The organism is Tianweitania populi, from assembly GCF_014652875.1.
In the GTDB taxonomy this organism is placed as follows: Bacteria; Pseudomonadota; Alphaproteobacteria; order Rhizobiales; family Rhizobiaceae; genus Tianweitania; species Tianweitania populi.
Window position 1 is genome coordinate 21,966 of sequence record NZ_BMZQ01000003.1, and the last position, 16,762, is coordinate 38,727.

Here is a 16,762-nt window from a genome sequence, read left to right on the forward strand (position 1 = left end):
CCATCGTCGTCTGCTCAGCCCTTAATTCACCAGCTTGTATTCGCCGTTGTCGATCCTCACCAAGACGCGCGAGCGCTCATCGACGCCTAGGCTGCTTTCGGGTGTGTAGTTATAGACTGCATGGGTGCCGACCACTTCCTTCGTGGTGAACAGCGCTTCGCGCAAGGCGCTCTTGAACTCCGGCGTTCCAGGCTTGGCGCCTGTTTCCAGCGCGCGCGTTGCGGCATCCGCGAACACCAGCCAACCGTCGAATGCGTAAGGAGCAAAGGCATCCTGCACGGCTTCGCCGTTAGCCTTCTGGTAAGCGTCGCGGAAAGCCAGTGCGACCTTCTTGATGGGGTTGTCGTCTGAGAGTTGCTCAGCCACAACAACCGGGCCGGTCGGGCAGATGATGCCGTTTGCTTGCTCGCCGGCCACGCGCAGGAAGTCGGCCGAGATCAGGCCGTGATTGCCATAGATCTTACCGTTATAGCGACGGTCGGCCAACGCCAACGCAGGCAGCGCACCTGGCGTAGCGGTGCCGCCGATCATGACCGCATCCGGCTTGCGGGCCACGGCCTTCAATGCCTGTGCGGCCACACTCGTATCGGTGCGGGCATAGCGCTCGTCCGTTACGATCTCGATGCCGGCCTTTTCTGCGCTCGCCTTCAGCGATGCGCTGAGCAGATCGCCGAAGGCATCGGCAAAGCCGATGAAGGCGACAGTTTTCACGCCGTTGGCCTGCATGTGATCCACGACGCCCTGCACCAGCAGTGGCATAGGTTGCGGCGTTTGCACGACCCACGGCCCGCCCTCGCCTTCCGGTGGCGGAGCAATCGGCGAGATGGCAACCATCGGCACCTTCAATTCGGCGGCAGCCGTTGCCATTGCGAGCGTTTGCGGCGCGCCGGCCGTGCCAATGATGATGTCGACATTTTCCTGTTCCACAAATTTGCGGGCGTTGCGCGCCGCGGTGGATGGGTCGGAGCCGTCATCGAGAACAACCATGCGGATCGGCTCCCCGTTGATCTCGCCCTTGTATTCGAAGCCGGCTTTGATGCCCTTGTGGTTGGGAATGCCGATCGAGGCTACGGCGCCGCTTAGCGCAGTTCCAACGCCAACGACGATCTCGGCTTGGGCGGCTTGCGAAGCCGCGCCGATAGACAGCGCTGTGACAGCAACGAGAGCAAACTTCATGAGAACCTCTCCATGGAAAGAAACCGCTGCGCGCTCGGAGCCAGACGCCTTCTTGCTGGCAGCGCAACAAGCGTATTCGGAGCAAAGCAGCGGGAAGGTCGCGTCGTCAAGTCGCCATAGCGGCAGGATCGGCCATTAAGCTTATTTTCAAGGCTCGCTTTGTATATCGGCTTTGCAGTAGTGGCCCTCGCTCCGAATACGGCAGCCGCTGCATTTGTCCAAGAGGTCGAATGTCAGAGTCCAATGCAACAATATATTCGTCATGCCCTCCAATCTGATCGTCTATTGCCAGTGAGGTAGATAATTTTGACTTCACCGTGGTCGGCTGCGAAAGCCTACCCGAGCTTTGAGTGCGATACCCACAGTCGGAACTGCCGCCAGAGGCACGAACTGCTACCTAGGCGCGCCGTTTTCTACAGGAATTCCCAAGGCTCGACGAATCCGTCTTTCCATATTCAGCTGTGCTTGTTCGCGCCCAAAACTACCGCGTCAAATTGTGATCTAACTAAGCAAGTGCTGCCGTGCTGGCGCTCTCGCTTCAGAAGACTCTTGAGGGTGCAGTCAGAGACGGAACCTATTCTCAGCGGTGAGGCGGATCGTCAACGGCTCGGCCTCATCCCACCGGTAGATCTCCGTACGTAGATAGTGGAGCTCGTCGTCGTAAAGATCCTCATCCACCTCGATCCACCACGCTTTAGGTCTGCCGTCACTGCCGTCCGACCACCGATATCCCCTCGCTTTTAGATGATCCTTCATGTCGAACGGTGAGTTCTCGGCGAAGATGCGGATCCTGCAGCGTGTACTGGATCGAAGCAGCTCGGCAAAAGGAGATTGCCCGCCCTCCTCTACAGCCCTTGCCAGCACCTCAGGCAGCGCATGACAATCATCAGTCGCGCGATGCCCCTCATGGAAGAGACCTGACTGGCCAACGAGATAGCCGAGCTTGTTGCCTTCGAAACCGAGATCAGCCCACTTGATCTCCGATACCGAGCAGGCCCAGGCTTTCGGCACAAACGACGGCGAAAGCTTCTCGCAGAAGGGCCGATAAAAGGCTGCGTTATGCGCGATTATCAAATTGGCCGGCTCGATCAAAGCATCCAGTGTGGCGATGTCGAACTCCTGTCCGGCAACCATATCGTCTGTGATGCCAGTAAGGCGGGTGATCTCTGGAGGGATAGGCGAAGAGGGCTGACGTAGTCCGCTATAGATGCTGACCACGTCGCCGACGATGCCTTCATTATTGTACGTGCAGGCCACAGCGCCGATCTCGATCACCTCGTCCCTTGCGTGCTGCAGACCGGTTGTTTCAGCATCAACCAACACAGCTAGGTTCGGGTATGCGCTTTGGCGGCGTGGAACTACCTGCCTGGGAACCAGCTTGCGCGGCACTCTGTAGTGGCCGCTTTGTTCTAGCCGTTGAGCTGCCACTTCCGCGTTCGAGGTCTCCAGAGTTGCAGCGAAAGCCTCTTTCCGCTTCTTACGCAGTGGTCGCGGTGATTGCCGATAGCCCGGAGCCTCGTCAAAAAAGGTCGAACTGAGAAGTTGCTGTCTTCATGCCCCCGCCCTCGCCTTCTTCGACGGCGCGGATTTGCCAGCGGATGGTCCTGATCATCCGATACGGGCGAGCGTGTCGATCAGAGTAGAACGCGCAACGCTGAAGGTACGGCATACCGCAGACTTGCTGACGCCGGCCTCGAGGGCTTCAATGATCTGGTCGATCTTTTCCTGATCAAGCGCCTGTGGCTGCCCTGCCCGCTTGCCTCTTCGTTTAGCAGCCGCCAATCCCGCAATGACCCGCTCACGAGTGAGCGCCTGTTCATACTGGGCAAGCGCACCGAAGATCGAGAACAGCAGTTCGCCGTGAGGCGTGCTCGTGTCCATCTGTTCGGTCAGCGAGCGAAACGCAACACCCCTCCCCTTCAGGTCGGCGATGATGGACAGGAGGTGCGGCAGAGATCAGCCAAGACGATCAGGCTTCCAGACCACAAGGCAGTCACCACTGCGCAAGTCTTCCATGCAGGCATTTAGTCCGGGGCGATCGTCCCGTGTTCCCGAAGCTTTATCCTGGTCTAGATGACGCTCATCAACACCAGCGGTGATCAGCGCATCACGCTGCAGATCGACTGACTGACGATCATCAGCGGACGAAACACGCATGTAGCCAACTAGCATGTGCGGGAAACCCTAAATCGTATGTTCCCGCACACTACACGATTTCGAAAGTAATTTTCGTACAAACCTGGACTACTCACAGGTTCGTTCTAGCGGCACTTAGGTCATTGATCGAAAATCATGTATTTTCCGACACATCGTATTTCGGCAAGCTTCAGCCTGTTGCAAATTTCCTAACGGAGCTGCCGCTCAGACATTTTACTCGGAGGGTATGGCTTACGGTTACTTTGATCTAAAGCCTGCCGCCTGTTTAACATATAATGCACGACAAGAAGATGTATTAGCATGATATTTTCTGCGCGGCAGCTGACGGATAGGTTTGGTCTTGTGAATGATATAGCCGACGTTCGTTTCAGGCGATCTATAAGCACTGAATTACTGCTGCACAGCTGAACTAATAACTAGAGAAGCGGTCCAGTGCGTTGCGGGTGATCGCTTCTGTGAACGGATCACTGCGGGTTAGTCCCATGATCCATTCGCAAGATCCCGCGGTAATGACTTCACCTTTGCCGCGCTTCATGCCGACCACCATGCCAGACCCGTACTGGAACTTGCGTCGGGCAACCGGAGTGTCTTCAGCGGCCAGTTCGGCCAGACCGTTGAGGTCGCTATCTCGAACGTAGTAGCGCACACCCTCGCCTTCATGCTCATGTTCCAGCAGGACGGCCGGGCTCATCGCCAAGATGTCGATCGCGTCGGGTACGCCTTCCGCGGCAACGGGATAAGGCAAGCCCTGGCGGAACGTGTAGTCGAGGCCGTCGACCTCGTAGCCGAAGATCCCGGCTTCCGCGCCGAAGATGTCGGCGTAGCGCAGGTCGGTGCCTTTGAAGGCCCAATGATCCGGGCGATAAACGGTAAAGCCGCGTGAGCCGCGTGGGGCAAAACCACCCCAGCTCGCATACATGCCGTGGCAGCCGTTCACGCCAACCGTTGAGGCGCCGGGCCAGTTCACTCCGCCGCTTTCCCACGATGCGGTCAGCAGATGCTTGCGCTCCGGATCGTCGCGCACGGGATCCATGGTTGGCGCCTTAAACTTCCAGCAGTGTTGCTGGCTGCCATTGTCTTCTAGCCGGATCTGCCAGAGAAAGTTGCCACCGAAGCGGGAGAAACCACCGCCACGCTCAACAAAGGCCTCGACCGTCTTGCGCATGTCCCACGACCAGTATTCGTCATGTCCCACGGTGACGAGGCAACTGTAATCGTCGAGGATTTCAGGACGGAAATGAAGGTCGGTTTGCGTGATGATGTCGAAGTCGTAGCCTTCGCGCTCGGCCCATACAGCGAAATGGCGATCGAACTGAGCCCAGCCAGCGGCCGCGTAGTACTGTCCCCAGCCGCCTGAGTAGCCCCATTCCTTGGAAGGGAAGCGCGGTGCGTCATTCATGTCCGGCAAAGGCGTTGTCATGATACGCGCCGCCCCTTTAGGCAGCCAGACCATTCCGCGTGTCCATGGCCGCTTGAGGCTGAGGATAGGAGAACCTTCGTTCTTGTTCGGCCCCCACGTGCCGAAGTAATGGTTGGCGCCGCCCCAGTCGTTGTAGGCAGTCCAGGTGCCGGTCGCCAGCATGAAGAGAATGCGGCCGCGACGGGTTGCTGAGGTAGGACGCACCACAACGAAATGATGCTGAACGAAACGTTCGCCGCCAGCGCGTAAACAGGTCGACACAACGCGGTAGAAGCCCGATCGCAGGTCTTGCGGAATGGTCCAGCGATGCAGCACCGGCCAGTCGCATCCATCCGAATAGGCCGTTTCCGAGGTCTTGGTGAAGCTGCCCGGCAATCCGAAGCTTTCATGCACCATCTCCGGCTTGAAGCCGTCCCGATAGATCTGGATCGACCATTCCTGCGAGGTTGTTGATCCATGGAATTCAACCGTCTCGCCGGGATCAAAGGACATCCGCTCGGTGTAAACAAAAACCTCCGGCAGATCGGGATCTTCGCGCGGGAACTGAAAGCGATAATCGGCTAGGAAATGCTCGTCCGCGTAGCCCCTCCGGACTGTACGCGGCAAAATGGCATGAGGGCCCATCTCGGGAAACTGGAACGGTTCCTTGGTCATGATCGCCTAAATTCCTCGTTGGAACGACCGATCGATCTGGGTCTGACCCAAACCTTTCGAAAAGAGCATCAAACAAGATGCTCAAGCGACATGGCAGCAAAAGCTGGCTGCCGGAGTGCAGAGGAAAGCCAACGCAGTGACCTGTCAAGCGCGAGGCTGAACTTAATGATAATTTATTCGGCCATGCCATGCCGAGGCGGTCGGAATCTTTCTATCAAGACGCACAAAAAGACTTCAATGCGAGCCGCATTTTTATGCTGGTTAGGTTGTCTAGCAGCCGTCGCCTTTAGAGCGAGAATGACAACAGAAGCCAAAAGACGCCGAACGATAATCAAAATACTTGAGGTTAAGGATATATCGTGTAGCGTCTAACTTTCTACGAATGTGTCCAGGACCCGGGAGCTCCCATGTCGCAAACCGTCTCGTCGAACAACAAAGGCGCGTCTATCGAAATCGATCGTCTCGCCAAGACGTTCGGAAGCGTGAGGGCGGTTGACGACGTTTCGCTCACCATCGAACCCGGCGAGTTCGTCGCACTGTTGGGACCGAGTGGATCCGGCAAGTCGACTGTGCTGATGAGTGTTGCAGGCTTTGAGCGTCCCTCCGCTGGACGGATCATGATCGGTGGCAAGGATTGCACGAGGCTTCCACCAAACAAGCGCGACATCGGCATGGTGTTTCAGCATTACACGCTGTTTCCCCATCTAAGCGTCGGCGACAACGTCGCTTTTCCCCTGAAGATGCGCGGCGTGGCAAAGGCAGAACGGCGCAGGCAGGCTGAAGCCGCACTCGAGATCGTTCGTTTGGGTGGCTATGGCGACAGGATGCCGAAGCAGTTGTCTGGCGGACAACAGCAGCGCGTCGCGCTTGCCCGCGCCATCGTCTACAATCCGCAGGTGCTCTTGATGGACGAGCCCTTATCCGCGCTCGACAAGAACCTGCGCGAGGAGATGCAGATCGAGATCAAGCGGCTTCATGCCGAACTCGGCTTCACGGTCGTGTTCGTGACGCATGATCAGGGTGAAGCGCTGACAATGGCGGATCGCATCGCCATCCTCAAAGCTGGACGTTTGCAGCAGGTTTCGCCGGCGCGCGAGCTTTATGAGCGGCCATCGAACCTCTTCGCCGCGAGCTTCATCGGCGAAATGAACATGCTGCCGGTCCAATGGGATGGCGCAAACGCCACATTCTCAGAACGTGAGCACATCCGGCTGCCCGATAGCGCATCCATCGAAACGGTCCCATCCGGCCGGGCCGTTCTTGCCGTTCGGCCGGAACGGCTTTCTGTCACGTCTCCGGGTGAAACGGGCAGCTGGCGCGCGACGGTCAGCGATGTGGTTTATGCTGGCGCAGGCAGTCTGCTGATCACGCATCTTCATGATGGTAGCGAGGTTCGTCTGCGCGTGGCGAGTGCCGGGCAAGCCCCGGTCCGGCCGGGACAGGCCATCGGAATAAAAGTGCCGCCGGAAGCCGCCCTTCTTTATCCCGCGGACGCGGCTCGATGAAGGCTGGGTTCTTCGAAGCCAATGGTCGTCAGATGTCGCGGGGCGCCATTCTGCTCCTGATGGCACCTTTCTTCGCATTGGTGATCTTTGCCTTCCTGTATCCTCTGGGCAGCCTGCTTTCGCTGTCGGTGCTGGAGCCCTCGCCCACTCTGACCAACTACGAACGTGTGTTCGATAATCCCATCTACGCGACGGTTCTTTATAGAACGCTGAGGATGGCGCTGCTGGTCAGCTTGCTTTCTCTCGCTCTATCCCTGCCAGTCGCTATCTTGATGGCCAATTCTAGAGGACCGAAGGCCGTCTTTTTGACGGCTTGTGTGTTGTTGCCTTTCTGGTCTTCTGTTCTCGTGCGCACTGCAGCCTGGTCGATTTTGCTACAACGCAACGGTCTCGTGAACGAGTTCCTGCAAGGCATCGGTATCACCTCCGAGCCACTGCGCCTCCTTTACACACAGGGCGCGGTTGTGATCGCCATGACCCATGTGTTGATGCCGTTCATGGTGCTGCCGATCTATGGCGCCTTGCGCAACATTCCCTTCGATTACAACCGGGCCGCCGCCATTTGTGGAGCCGGGCCGCTACGGAGTTTCTGGGAGGTCACGCTGCCGCTTGCGATGCCGGGCATCCTCGGCGGCTTCATCCTCGTTTTCCTGACCGCACTGGGCTATTTCATCACGCCCTCCCTGCTGGGGTCCCCGCAGGAGATGATGATCGCAACGCTGATCTCGCAACAAATCCGCGAAAATCTGGACTGGCCCTTCGCGGCAGCCCTCGTCGGCGTGCTTACGCTTCTGGTGACGATCATCACCCTCGTCTTCAGCAAGGTGTTTCGCTTTGAACGCATGCTGGGAGCCCGCGCATGAATCCGCGATCGCTTCTCCTCAACGCCTATGTCTATGCAGTTCTGGCGTTCATTCTGCTACCGATCTTCATCATCCTTCCGATGGCATTCAGCGAGACGACCTACCTGACTTTCCCGCCGCAGGGCGTGACGCTGCGTTGGTTTGAAGAATTCTTCGGTGACTCACGCTGGATGGCTGCAACCTGGTTTAGCGCCAAGATTGCGGCGCTGACGGCCATTACGACAGCCGTGGTCGGGACCATGGCAACCTATGCGCTCGTGCGTGGCGCGCGGACGATGGGAACGATCTTCCAGGCTTTTCTCATCGGCCCTATCGTGGTTCCGCATATCGCCCTGGCTGTGGCGCTCTACCTGTTCTTCCAGAATACCGGTCTGTCGGGAACGGTGTTCGGCTATGTCGCAGCGCATTCGATCATCGCGATGCCTTTCACGGTCTTTACGGTCGCAGCCGCCCTTTCGAGCGTCGATCCGGCCTTGGAGGATGCAGCCATGAGCTGCGGCGCCAACCGCTTCAACGCGTTCCGGCTCATCACTCTGCCGATCATTCTGCCCAATGTAATTTCAGGCGGGCTCTTTGCGTTCATCATCTCCTTTGACGAGCCGGTGATCGCGTTCTTTCTTGCCGGCATCCGCGACAAGACCCTGCCGCGCATGATGTTCGATGACATCGAGCAGAACCTGACGCCGATTATCCCGGCCATTGCCGTGCTTTTGACGGTGCTCTCGATCGTCGTGCTGTTGGCCGCTGCTCTGCTCAAATACCTCGCAGACCGCAATTCCACGGCGCGTGAAGAAACCTGACAACAAGAAGGGAACTCAGCAAAGGAGGCTGACATGACAACCAGGAAATTGCTTACAGGATTGCTTGGCGCGACACTTCTCGCTGCAACGATGCCGGCGCTGGCCGACGAAATCGTCGTTGCGACAACCGGTGGATTGATGCGCAACACGCTTGAAGAGCAGATGTATCTGCCCTTCCAGGAAGCCTCGGGAACGGAAGTCATTCCATTCGACATCGAGGTTCCAGATCAGTGGGCCCGTGCGGAAGGCATGGTGCGTAGCGGCAATGTCGAGTTCGACATCGTCACGGCGACTGGCCCGGACCTCGTCGACAAGGCGGACCTCCTGATGGATATTCCCTGCGACACACTGGAAAACGTGAAGAAGTTCGGACTTGAAGGGGCGTGCACCGCAAAAGGCGTGGCCCGCACCACCGGTGGCATGGTTCTGACCTACAACACCGAAGCCTTTGGTGAGAAGACGCCGAAAAACTGGGCCGACTTCTGGAACGTCACCGATTTCCCGGGACCGCGCGGCCTGCCCGACACCGGCGATCGCGACTGGTGGGTGCCTGCCGCGGCACTCCTGGCCGACGGGGTTGATCGAAAGGATCTGTTTCCGCTCGATCTCGACCGCGCCTACAAGAAGCTCGACGAGATCAGGCCGCACATCGCCGTTTGGTGGAAGACCGGCAACCAGGTACAGCAGATCCTGCGCGACAAGGAAGTCGTGATGGCGATGTCCTACTCCGGCCGATCGCTCGCAACCATCAAGGACGGCGCGCCCCTTGCCATGGCATGGGACGGGGCGATGCGCGACACGGGCTACATGTCGATCCTGAAGGATGCGCCGAACCCCCAAGGCGCTTTGAAGTACATCGACTTTTTCTACGGCAATTCGGATGGACATCCCGGCTTCATGCAGAAGGTCGGCTATGCCACGGCTTCATCGGCCGGGTTGGCCAAGCTGCCGGAGGAAGAGCAGAAGCTGTTTGCAACCTACCCCGCGAACTATGAGGTTCTGGTTGACCCGGACTTCAAGTGGATCGGTGAAAACCGGGCGACGCTACGGGATCGGTGGACCGCCTGGCTCGCTCAGTAAGTCTACTATACAAGCGAAGGCCGGCCTAAGCGCCGGCCTTTCAGCAACATGGCGGCGTAGAATGGTCACGTTGCAGCACTGAATGGCCGGGAAATTGGGCAACGAGATGCGGTTGTGGCTACATCATCGCCAGTCCCGGGATCACCTTCGCCCCTCGCCGAACAGCCTCTTCGAGAAGCGGCGTGTCGACGGTTTCTTGATGACTTCGGCAACAGCGGTTCCGGTTGTGATGTGGTTAGGGGAGACCGGAAGCGGGTCGCGTTCATGCATGCCAAGCGACATCGCGTTGAAGATAAGATCACAGCGTCGGGCAGATCGGCTTCGCGGGGGCGGACGAAAATCTTTGCTTGCGGGTAGTTGAACAGGATCGTGGCACATGATCCTGGTCTTGCCGGTGATCCGCATCGCTTGTCCTCACTCCGGCATCGCCGCGGTGCCATAAGTGCCGTAACGGCGGTGCACTTCCGCCATCTCGGCTTGGCCGAGCATAACCGGATCACCCGCCTGACAGGCAAGGATGTATTGGCGCGCCAATGTTTCGAGCTTGACCGTGAGGTCGAGCGCATGCTGCAGGCTTCGACCGGTGACGATCATACCATGATTGGCGAGGAGGCAGGCATAATGACCTTCGATCGCCTCGACGGCCGCCTCGGCTAGGGCCTTCGAGCCGAAAGGCTCGTAGCGCGAACAAGGCACGGTGATGCCACCGAAGCTCGCGATCATGTAGTGGAAAGCCGGAATGGGCTTGCGCAAACAGCTCAAGGCCACGCAGCTGTCGGCATGAGTGTGGACGACGGCATGGGCATCGGACCGCCGCGACAGGATACCTGTATGAAAGCGCCATTCGCTGGACGGTATCCCTTCGCCCTGCACCGATCCATCGAGCGACAGCTGGACAATGTCTTTTGGGCGCATCGTCGTGCCGCGACCGCCGGTTGGGGTGATAAGCAGATGGTCGGCGTAGCGAAGGCTGACATTGCCGGCACTGCCGTGGTTCAAACCCTTTTCTTCCAAGAAGCGCACGGCTTCGACGATCGAGTGACGCGCTTGATATTCGTCCAAGGCTGCCTCCTTTGCCAAGGGCATAGCCGATCATAGATAGCTAATCGGAATTCGAGAAAGCTATCGTAGTTTTCGCGAGACTTCCATGATGAACCGCGTCATTGTGTTGAGAATATCGAAATGATTATCATTTTGGAGGCGCGATGCTCGGGATCATTGCGGATGATTTCACCGGCGGCTTGATGGTCGCCGGGTATATAGAGGGTGCCGGTATCGCCTGCCCTGTTTTGTTCGACAGGGATGCGATCGCATCGCTCGATCCTTGTGATGTCGCGGTGGTGGGCACGCGCACGCGGCTGGCGCCGGCCGATGAAGCCGTTGCCGATGTAAAAGCCATCGCAAACCGCTTCGACGCAGCCGGCTTCGATAAGGTCGCCTATAAAGTCTGCGCCAGTTTCGATTCCACGGATGACGGAAATATCGGACCAGTGGCCGACCTGTTGTCGGCGCGCTACGGGCAAAAACCGCTTCTGCTCAGCGCAGGCTTTCCACGTTTCGGCACAACCGTGCATCAGGGCTACCTGTTCTACCGCGCTCGATTAGTCTCGGAGTCGATCAAGCGCTTCGATCCGCTCACTCCGATGAGCGATCCTGACATGGTTCGTACCCTTGCGCGGCAAACGAACGGCAAGGTCGGCCTTTTGTCCCATGCAGCGCTTCACACCGGCGTCGATGGAGCCCGCGCGCGGCTTGATCAGCTGCGATCGGAGGACCACGACTACATTTTGGTGGACTGCTCCGACGATACAGATGCCGATGTCGGTGCGGCTTTGGCCGGCAGCCACCGAACTACGATCGGTAGCGACGCGCATATCATTGCCTTCGCCAAGGTCTGCGCGGGTTCTGGCACAGACAAGCGTCTGCCCGCTCCGCACCATGCGGAAGGTCCCGCAGCCGTTCTTGTTGGCAGTGTCGGCCCGATTGCAACCGCTCAGTTGGCGGCGTTTGGGCAGCAGCATCCGGTCTTGGTGATCGATATCCTCGATGAACGGTCTGAAGACGCGATCGTCGCTGACGCATTGGAATGGGCTGAACATCGGATAGGCGCCGAGCCGATCGCCTTGACCACGGCTGCGGATCAAGAGGCTGTCAAGAAAGCGCAACGCGCCCATGGATCGCTTCAAGCGGCGCGCAAAGCGGAGCGACTGCTTGCCGCCGTGGGCAAGGGACTGGTGGAACGCGGCGTGCGGCGACTGGCAGTTGCCGGCGGCGAAACGTCAGGGTCGATCGTCGAAAGTCTGGGTATTCGTCAGGTTCGCGCCTTTGCTGATACAGGCCTCGGCACAGGCTTCTGCGTTGCGGAAGCGCCGCTGCATCTATCGCTCTATCTCAAACCCGGTAAACTTGGCGCCGACGATATTTTGCTGCGCGCCGTGGAGGCCATGCGCAACTGAGCTAACGATACAAGGAGCCGGCCGATCTTGGTGGAAGCCAATCCAACGCGAACCGATGGCGTTCCATCCCGCCAGATGCGCAAGCGCGGTGTCGAGCGATATAACACTCTGCTCAATGCAACGGAGACATTGCTGACGGTCCATAATGACGAGGATGTCAGCCTCGCGCAGATCGCGGAAGGGGCTCAGGTCCCGCTGGCCTCGGTCTACCACTTCTTTCCCAACCGCAATGCGGCCTTCGTGGCACTCGCACTTCGGTTCAACGAGGAAATCTATCAGCTTTCCATCCAGCCGCTCACCGATCCCGAACCGCAGACATGGCAAGAAATGCTGCATATGAAGCATGCACGCGCAGCTGCTTTCCAGAACAGCCGTCCGGCCGCGCTAAGGCTGTTTCTGGGTGCCGGTGTCAGCGTCGCCGTGCGCAACGCGGATCTGACGGGAAATGCACGGCTTGCGCGCAGTCGCGAGCGGCTTTTCGAAGCCTATTTCCATATGCCCTTCATTCCCGATCTCGCAGACCGACTGGAAATTGCGGGGGCAAGCATGGACGGCATTTGGGCGCTGTCTTACGGCCGGCATGGAAGGATCACAGAGGACTTCCGGCTTGAGGCAAGTGCGGCCGCGATCGACTATTTACGCCGCTTCCTTCCCGAATATCTGCCTCGTAAGCCGCTCACGCAAAAGGCGATCGACCGGATCTATATTCCGATCGAGCAGATGGCAGCCAATCCGTTTGCGGAAGAAAGCGGTCGCTGACTGTTCTCGCCGTTAAGCCGTCAGCGGAAAATGGCAGGCGGCGTTCGTACCACCGGCCTTGCGCTCCAGTACCGGTTCCTGTTGGGCACAAATGCCCTGCGCACGAGAACAGCGGGTTCGGAAGCGACAACCCGATGGCGGGTTGCTCGGACTTGGCGCGTCGCCCTGTAGAACAAGGCGGCGACGGGTACGCTCCTTTGCCGGATCGGCAAGTGGCACGGCCGACAGGAGGGCTTGCGTATAAGGATGGCTGGGCGATCGATAAAGCCGGTCGCGATCGCCGATCTCCACGATCTTGCCGAGATACATCACGGCAATCCGGTCGCACAGATGATGCACCACGGACAGATCATGGGCGATGAACAGGTAGGACAATTGGAACCTGTCCTGCAGATCCTTCAGAAGATTGAGAACGCCAGCCTGGATCGAAACATCGAGCGCGGAAACCGGCTCATCCAGAATGATGAGTTCAGGTTGCAAGGCCAGCGCGCGGGCAATCCCGATGCGCTGGCGCTGACCGCCGGAGAACTCGTGCGGATAGCGGTCGGCATGGGCAGGATCGAGTTTGACCAGTTCAAGAAGTTCGGCAATGCGCCCGCGCTTTGAAGAAGCCGTCCCGTCTTCCAGTCGCAAGGGTTCGGCGATGATGTCGCGCGTGCGCATGCGTGGGTGGAGTGACGCGTGCGGATCCTGAAACACGAACTGGATGCGCTTGCGAAACGGACGCATTTCCGCATGCGTCAATTGTGTCAAATCGATCCCATCAAAGATGACACTGCCATCGGTGGGTCGCAGAAGCCGTGCAACGCACCGCGCCAATGTAGACTTTCCGCAGCCGGACTCGCCGACCAGGCCAAGCGTTTCACCACCGGCAATATCGAAACTGACGTCCGATAGGGCACGAACCGATGCGCCCGAGCGTCCAAACCACCCGCCTGAAATGGTAAACTCCTTGACCAGGCCATCCACCGCAAGAAGTGGCTTCGTAACGGTAGTTGTATCAAGCATTCTGTAAAGCCCCGCTATCAGCAGCCACGACTTCGGCGCGATGACACGCGACGTCGATCGGCCCGACCTTGCGCAGAACCGGACGCTCGCTGTGGCAGAGCTCGATGACATAAGGGCAACGCGGGTGAAAAGGGCAGCCTGCAGGGCGCGCGCTGATCGGCGGCGGCGCGCCGGCGATGGCCCTGAGCCGCTGGACCCTCTGATCCATTTGCGGCAAGCTCTCTAGCAGTCCCTTCGTGTAGGGATGATGCGGAGCGGCGAAAACATCATCTACCAGACCGCGCTCGACCACACGCCCAGCATACATAATCGACAGGCTTTTCGCGACGCCCGCCACCACGCCAAGATCATGCGTCACCAGAACGATGCCGATGCCCTTTTCGCGGCGCAGCTGATCCAATAGCTCCATGATCTGCGCCTGGATCGTGACGTCGAGTGCGGTTGTCGGTTCGTCGGCAATCAGCAGGTCCGGTTCATTGGCCATGGCCATTGCGATCACGGCGCGCTGGCGCATGCCGCCGGAGAACTCATGGGGGTATTGGTCGGCCCGTTTTTCAGGATTGGGAATGGCCACCAGCCGCAACAATTCAACTGCCCGCTCGGACGCCTGCCAGCGGCTGACATCGGAGCGGTGGATCCGCACCGCTTCAGCAATCTGTTCCCCGACAGTCAGCAGCGGATTGAGCGCCGTCATCGGATCCTGGAAGATGTAGCCGATGCGCACGCCACGGATCTTGCGCATCTGACGATCCGAAAGCCCGGTGAGTTCCTGTCCGCCGAGCTTTATGGAACCATCGATGGTGGCGCTCTGCGACAGGAGCTGCATGACGGCCAGCATCGTTACGCTCTTGCCCGAACCGGATTCACCGACGACCCCATGGACCTCACCGGACTGAACTGTGAGATCGACGCCACTGACCGCCTGAAAGGCTTTGCCGCGAGCCGCGAAGGAGACGGTCAGATCGGTGATTTCAAGAAGCGGCACGCTCATGCTGCCCTCGGGTCGAGATAATCGCGCAAGCCGTCGCCAAGGAAGTTGGATGCCAGTACAATGGACAGGATTGCAACGCCGGGTCCAAGTGCAATCCACCAGCGATAAAACTGAACTGCACCTTCGGAGATCATCTGGCCCCATTCTGGTGTGGGAGGCACTGCGCCAAGGCCGATAAAGGAGAGGCTGGCCGCGAGAAGCACGACCTGGCCGAAATCCATCGTGGCGTTGACGATGATCGGGCTCCAGCAGAGCGGCAGGATATGCTTGATCAAGACACGCGAGCGCGTGGCACCTGAAGCAACGGCTGCCTCAACATGCTCGCGCTGGCGAACCGAAAGAACTTGCGCACGCATCAGGCGCGCATAGATCGGCCACCACACGATCACCATGGCGATGGCGGCGTTGCCAAGGCCCGGCCCAAGCGAGGCCGTGACGGCCATGGCAAGCAGGATCGGCGGAAACGACAGGGTGATGTCGACAAAGCGCATGATGACACCGTCGAGCCAGCCGCCGACATAACCGGCAATTGCGCCCAGGGTGCAGCCGATCACCACCGCACAGCCGATCACAAAAACTGCGATGGGGAAGGAATGGCGCACTCCGTAAAGCGTGCGGGACAAGACATCGCGACCGAGCGAATCCGTGCCAAGCCAGTGCTCCATGCTTGGCGCCTGGAAGCGCATGCCGGCCAGTTTCACCGGGTCAAAGGGCGCCCATGACGTGACGGTCAAGCCGACGATTACCCAGGCGAAGATAACAAGGCCACCGCCAACCAACGGCAGCGTCGCCCATTCCGGCCAAACAAAGCGCGAAGAAGCAGATTGGTTCGCTAGGAGGCTCATGCGCCCACCTTGGCGCCAAGCTTCACACGCGGATCAACCACGGCATAGGCGATGTCGGTCAGCAGATTGGAAACAAGAAACGCCGCGCCGCCGACGATCGTCACGCCTACAATGGCCGGATGATCGAGGCCCCGCGCGGCCGACACGGCATAGGAGCCGATGCCGGGCCAGGCGAAGATGGTTTCGGTCAAAACCGCGCCGGTAATCAGATAGGCGAAAGAGAAGCCTATGATGGTCAGGGTAGGCAACATGGCATTGCGTAAGGCGTGATGAAGCAGGACCCGCACCGGGCTTGCGCCCTTCGCGCGCGCGGCAAGGATGTATTCCTGCGAAAGAACGTCGAGCATGGATGCGCGCACCATACGCGACACGATGCCAGTCACCGTCCAGCCGAGTACGGAAGCCGGCAGCAGGAGATGCAGAAGCGCGCTGCGAAACCCAGCCCAGTCGCCAGCCAGCAGCGAGTCGATCGTGAAGAAGCCGGTTACGAATGGCGGCGCGACCGCGCGGGCGTCGATACGGCCCGGCCCAGGCAGCCAGCCAAGCTGAACGGAAAACACGAACAGAACGAGCAGACCGGACCAGAAAACAGGCGCGGAGGCGCCGACCAAGGCGAAAAGCCGCGCCAGATTGTCGATCACGCCGCCACGGGAACGGGCGGCAAACACACCAAGCGTGATGCCGAAGACTGTTCCAAGGATCATCGCTGAGATGACCAACTCAAGCGTGGCGGGCAGACGCACGATGAGATCCTGCGCGACCGGCTGGCGCGTGCGGAAGGACGTGCCGAAATCGCCCGTCACGAGGTTTCCGAGATAGACCAGATACTGTTCCGGCAGAGAGCGATCGAGCCCCCAGCGCTGCCGGGCGGCTTCCACCACGTCCGGATTGTTCATCTGCCGTTCGCCAATGATCGAGGTCAGCGGGTCGGCGGCGGTGAAATGCGTCAGAAGGAATGCGACGGTAATGACACCCAGCAGCAGAAAGGGCATCGCGACAATTCGTTTGGCGACATAGGCGAACATCGGGATGCCCTCGGCGTCGAGCC

At 59.1% G+C, this 16,762-nt stretch carries 15 protein-coding genes and 1 pseudogene; 6 read left to right on the forward strand and 10 right to left on the reverse strand.

Annotated elements, in window-relative coordinates; translation table 11 throughout:
• Positions 1–21 precede the first annotated feature (21 nt).
• The 5 genes and pseudogenes from IE166_RS16555 to IE166_RS16570 form a co-directional block, all read right to left on the reverse strand.
• Entirely contained in the window at positions 22–1,176 is a 1,155-nt protein-coding gene (locus IE166_RS16555; RefSeq protein ID WP_189506118.1) for an ABC transporter substrate-binding protein, read from the reverse strand.
• A gap of 561 nt (positions 1,177–1,737) precedes the next feature.
• Positions 1,738–2,661 carry a 3'-5' exonuclease gene (locus tag IE166_RS16560; protein ID WP_189506496.1) on the reverse strand — a complete coding sequence of 308 codons (924 nt, stop codon included), beginning with the start codon at positions 2,659–2,661 and terminating at the stop codon, positions 1,738–1,740.
• A 123-nt stretch (positions 2,662–2,784) separates the two neighbouring features.
• Complete coding sequence (locus tag IE166_RS21030) at positions 2,785–2,958, reverse strand: helix-turn-helix domain-containing protein (RefSeq protein WP_244641554.1); 174 nt, start codon at positions 2,956–2,958, stop codon at positions 2,785–2,787.
• A pseudogene (locus IE166_RS20715) lies at positions 2,944–3,348 on the reverse strand (recombinase family protein); the annotation flags it as partial. The gene IE166_RS21030 and the pseudogene IE166_RS20715, both read right to left, overlap by 15 nt.
• 394 nt (positions 3,349–3,742) lie before the next feature.
• Positions 3,743–5,377, reverse strand: coding sequence for a N,N-dimethylformamidase beta subunit family domain-containing protein (locus IE166_RS16570; RefSeq protein ID WP_385965256.1), 1,635 nt, complete (start codon positions 5,375–5,377; stop codon positions 3,743–3,745).
• Between the two features lie 437 nt (positions 5,378–5,814).
• Between IE166_RS16570 and IE166_RS16575 the strand changes: the two genes are divergently transcribed.
• From IE166_RS16575 to IE166_RS16590, 4 genes are read left to right on the forward strand one after another with little or no spacing between them, the layout of a single operon-like run.
• Positions 5,815–6,912: an ABC transporter ATP-binding protein gene (locus IE166_RS16575; RefSeq protein WP_189506123.1), complete on the forward strand. Its 1,098-nt coding sequence runs from the start codon at positions 5,815–5,817 to the stop codon at positions 6,910–6,912.
• Positions 6,909–7,775 carry an ABC transporter permease gene (locus IE166_RS16580; protein WP_189506126.1) on the forward strand — a complete coding sequence of 289 codons (867 nt, stop codon included), beginning with the start codon at positions 6,909–6,911 and terminating at the stop codon, positions 7,773–7,775. The genes IE166_RS16575 and IE166_RS16580 overlap by 4 nt, the downstream gene beginning before the upstream one ends.
• Positions 7,772–8,575, forward strand: coding sequence for an ABC transporter permease (locus tag IE166_RS16585; protein ID WP_189506129.1), 804 nt, complete (start codon positions 7,772–7,774; stop codon positions 8,573–8,575). Before IE166_RS16580 ends, IE166_RS16585 begins: the two co-directional genes overlap by 4 nt.
• A gap of 33 nt (positions 8,576–8,608) precedes the next feature.
• Entirely contained in the window at positions 8,609–9,655 is a 1,047-nt protein-coding gene (locus IE166_RS16590; protein ID WP_189506132.1) for an extracellular solute-binding protein, read from the forward strand.
• 414 nt (positions 9,656–10,069) lie between these two features.
• Here the strand turns inward: IE166_RS16590 and IE166_RS16595 are convergent, their stop codons facing one another.
• Positions 10,070–10,717, reverse strand: coding sequence for a class II aldolase/adducin family protein (locus IE166_RS16595; RefSeq protein WP_385965232.1), 648 nt, complete (start codon positions 10,715–10,717; stop codon positions 10,070–10,072).
• 143 nt (positions 10,718–10,860) lie between these two features.
• On the opposite strand from IE166_RS16595, the gene IE166_RS16600 reads away from it, so the two are divergent.
• Positions 10,861–12,111, forward strand: coding sequence for a four-carbon acid sugar kinase family protein (locus IE166_RS16600; protein ID WP_189506137.1), 1,251 nt, complete (start codon positions 10,861–10,863; stop codon positions 12,109–12,111).
• A 27-nt stretch (positions 12,112–12,138) separates the two neighbouring features.
• Entirely contained in the window at positions 12,139–12,870 is a 732-nt protein-coding gene (locus IE166_RS16605) for a TetR/AcrR family transcriptional regulator (protein ID WP_189506139.1), read from the forward strand.
• Positions 12,871–12,882: 12 nt separating this feature from the next.
• Here the strand turns inward: IE166_RS16605 and IE166_RS16610 are convergent, their stop codons facing one another.
• Genes IE166_RS16610 through IE166_RS16625 form a run of 4 tightly spaced genes read right to left on the reverse strand, consistent with a single transcriptional unit; the run spans position 12,883 to position 16,739 of the window.
• A complete protein-coding gene (locus IE166_RS16610) occupies positions 12,883–13,878 on the reverse strand; it encodes an ABC transporter ATP-binding protein (RefSeq protein WP_189506142.1) in 996 nt (331 codons plus the stop codon).
• Positions 13,871–14,869 (reverse strand): ABC transporter ATP-binding protein, encoded by a 999-nt coding sequence (locus IE166_RS16615; RefSeq protein WP_189506145.1) that lies wholly within the window; start codon positions 14,867–14,869, stop codon positions 13,871–13,873. Before IE166_RS16615 ends, IE166_RS16610 begins: the two co-directional genes overlap by 8 nt.
• The gene (locus IE166_RS16620; RefSeq protein WP_189506148.1) at positions 14,866–15,714 is read right to left on the reverse strand and encodes an ABC transporter permease; all 849 of its coding nucleotides are present in this window, start codon (positions 15,712–15,714) and stop codon (positions 14,866–14,868) included. The genes IE166_RS16615 and IE166_RS16620 overlap by 4 nt, the downstream gene beginning before the upstream one ends.
• Complete coding sequence (locus IE166_RS16625) at positions 15,711–16,739, reverse strand: ABC transporter permease (protein WP_195826300.1); 1,029 nt, start codon at positions 16,737–16,739, stop codon at positions 15,711–15,713. The genes IE166_RS16620 and IE166_RS16625 overlap by 4 nt, the downstream gene beginning before the upstream one ends.
• Positions 16,740–16,762 lie beyond the last annotated feature (23 nt).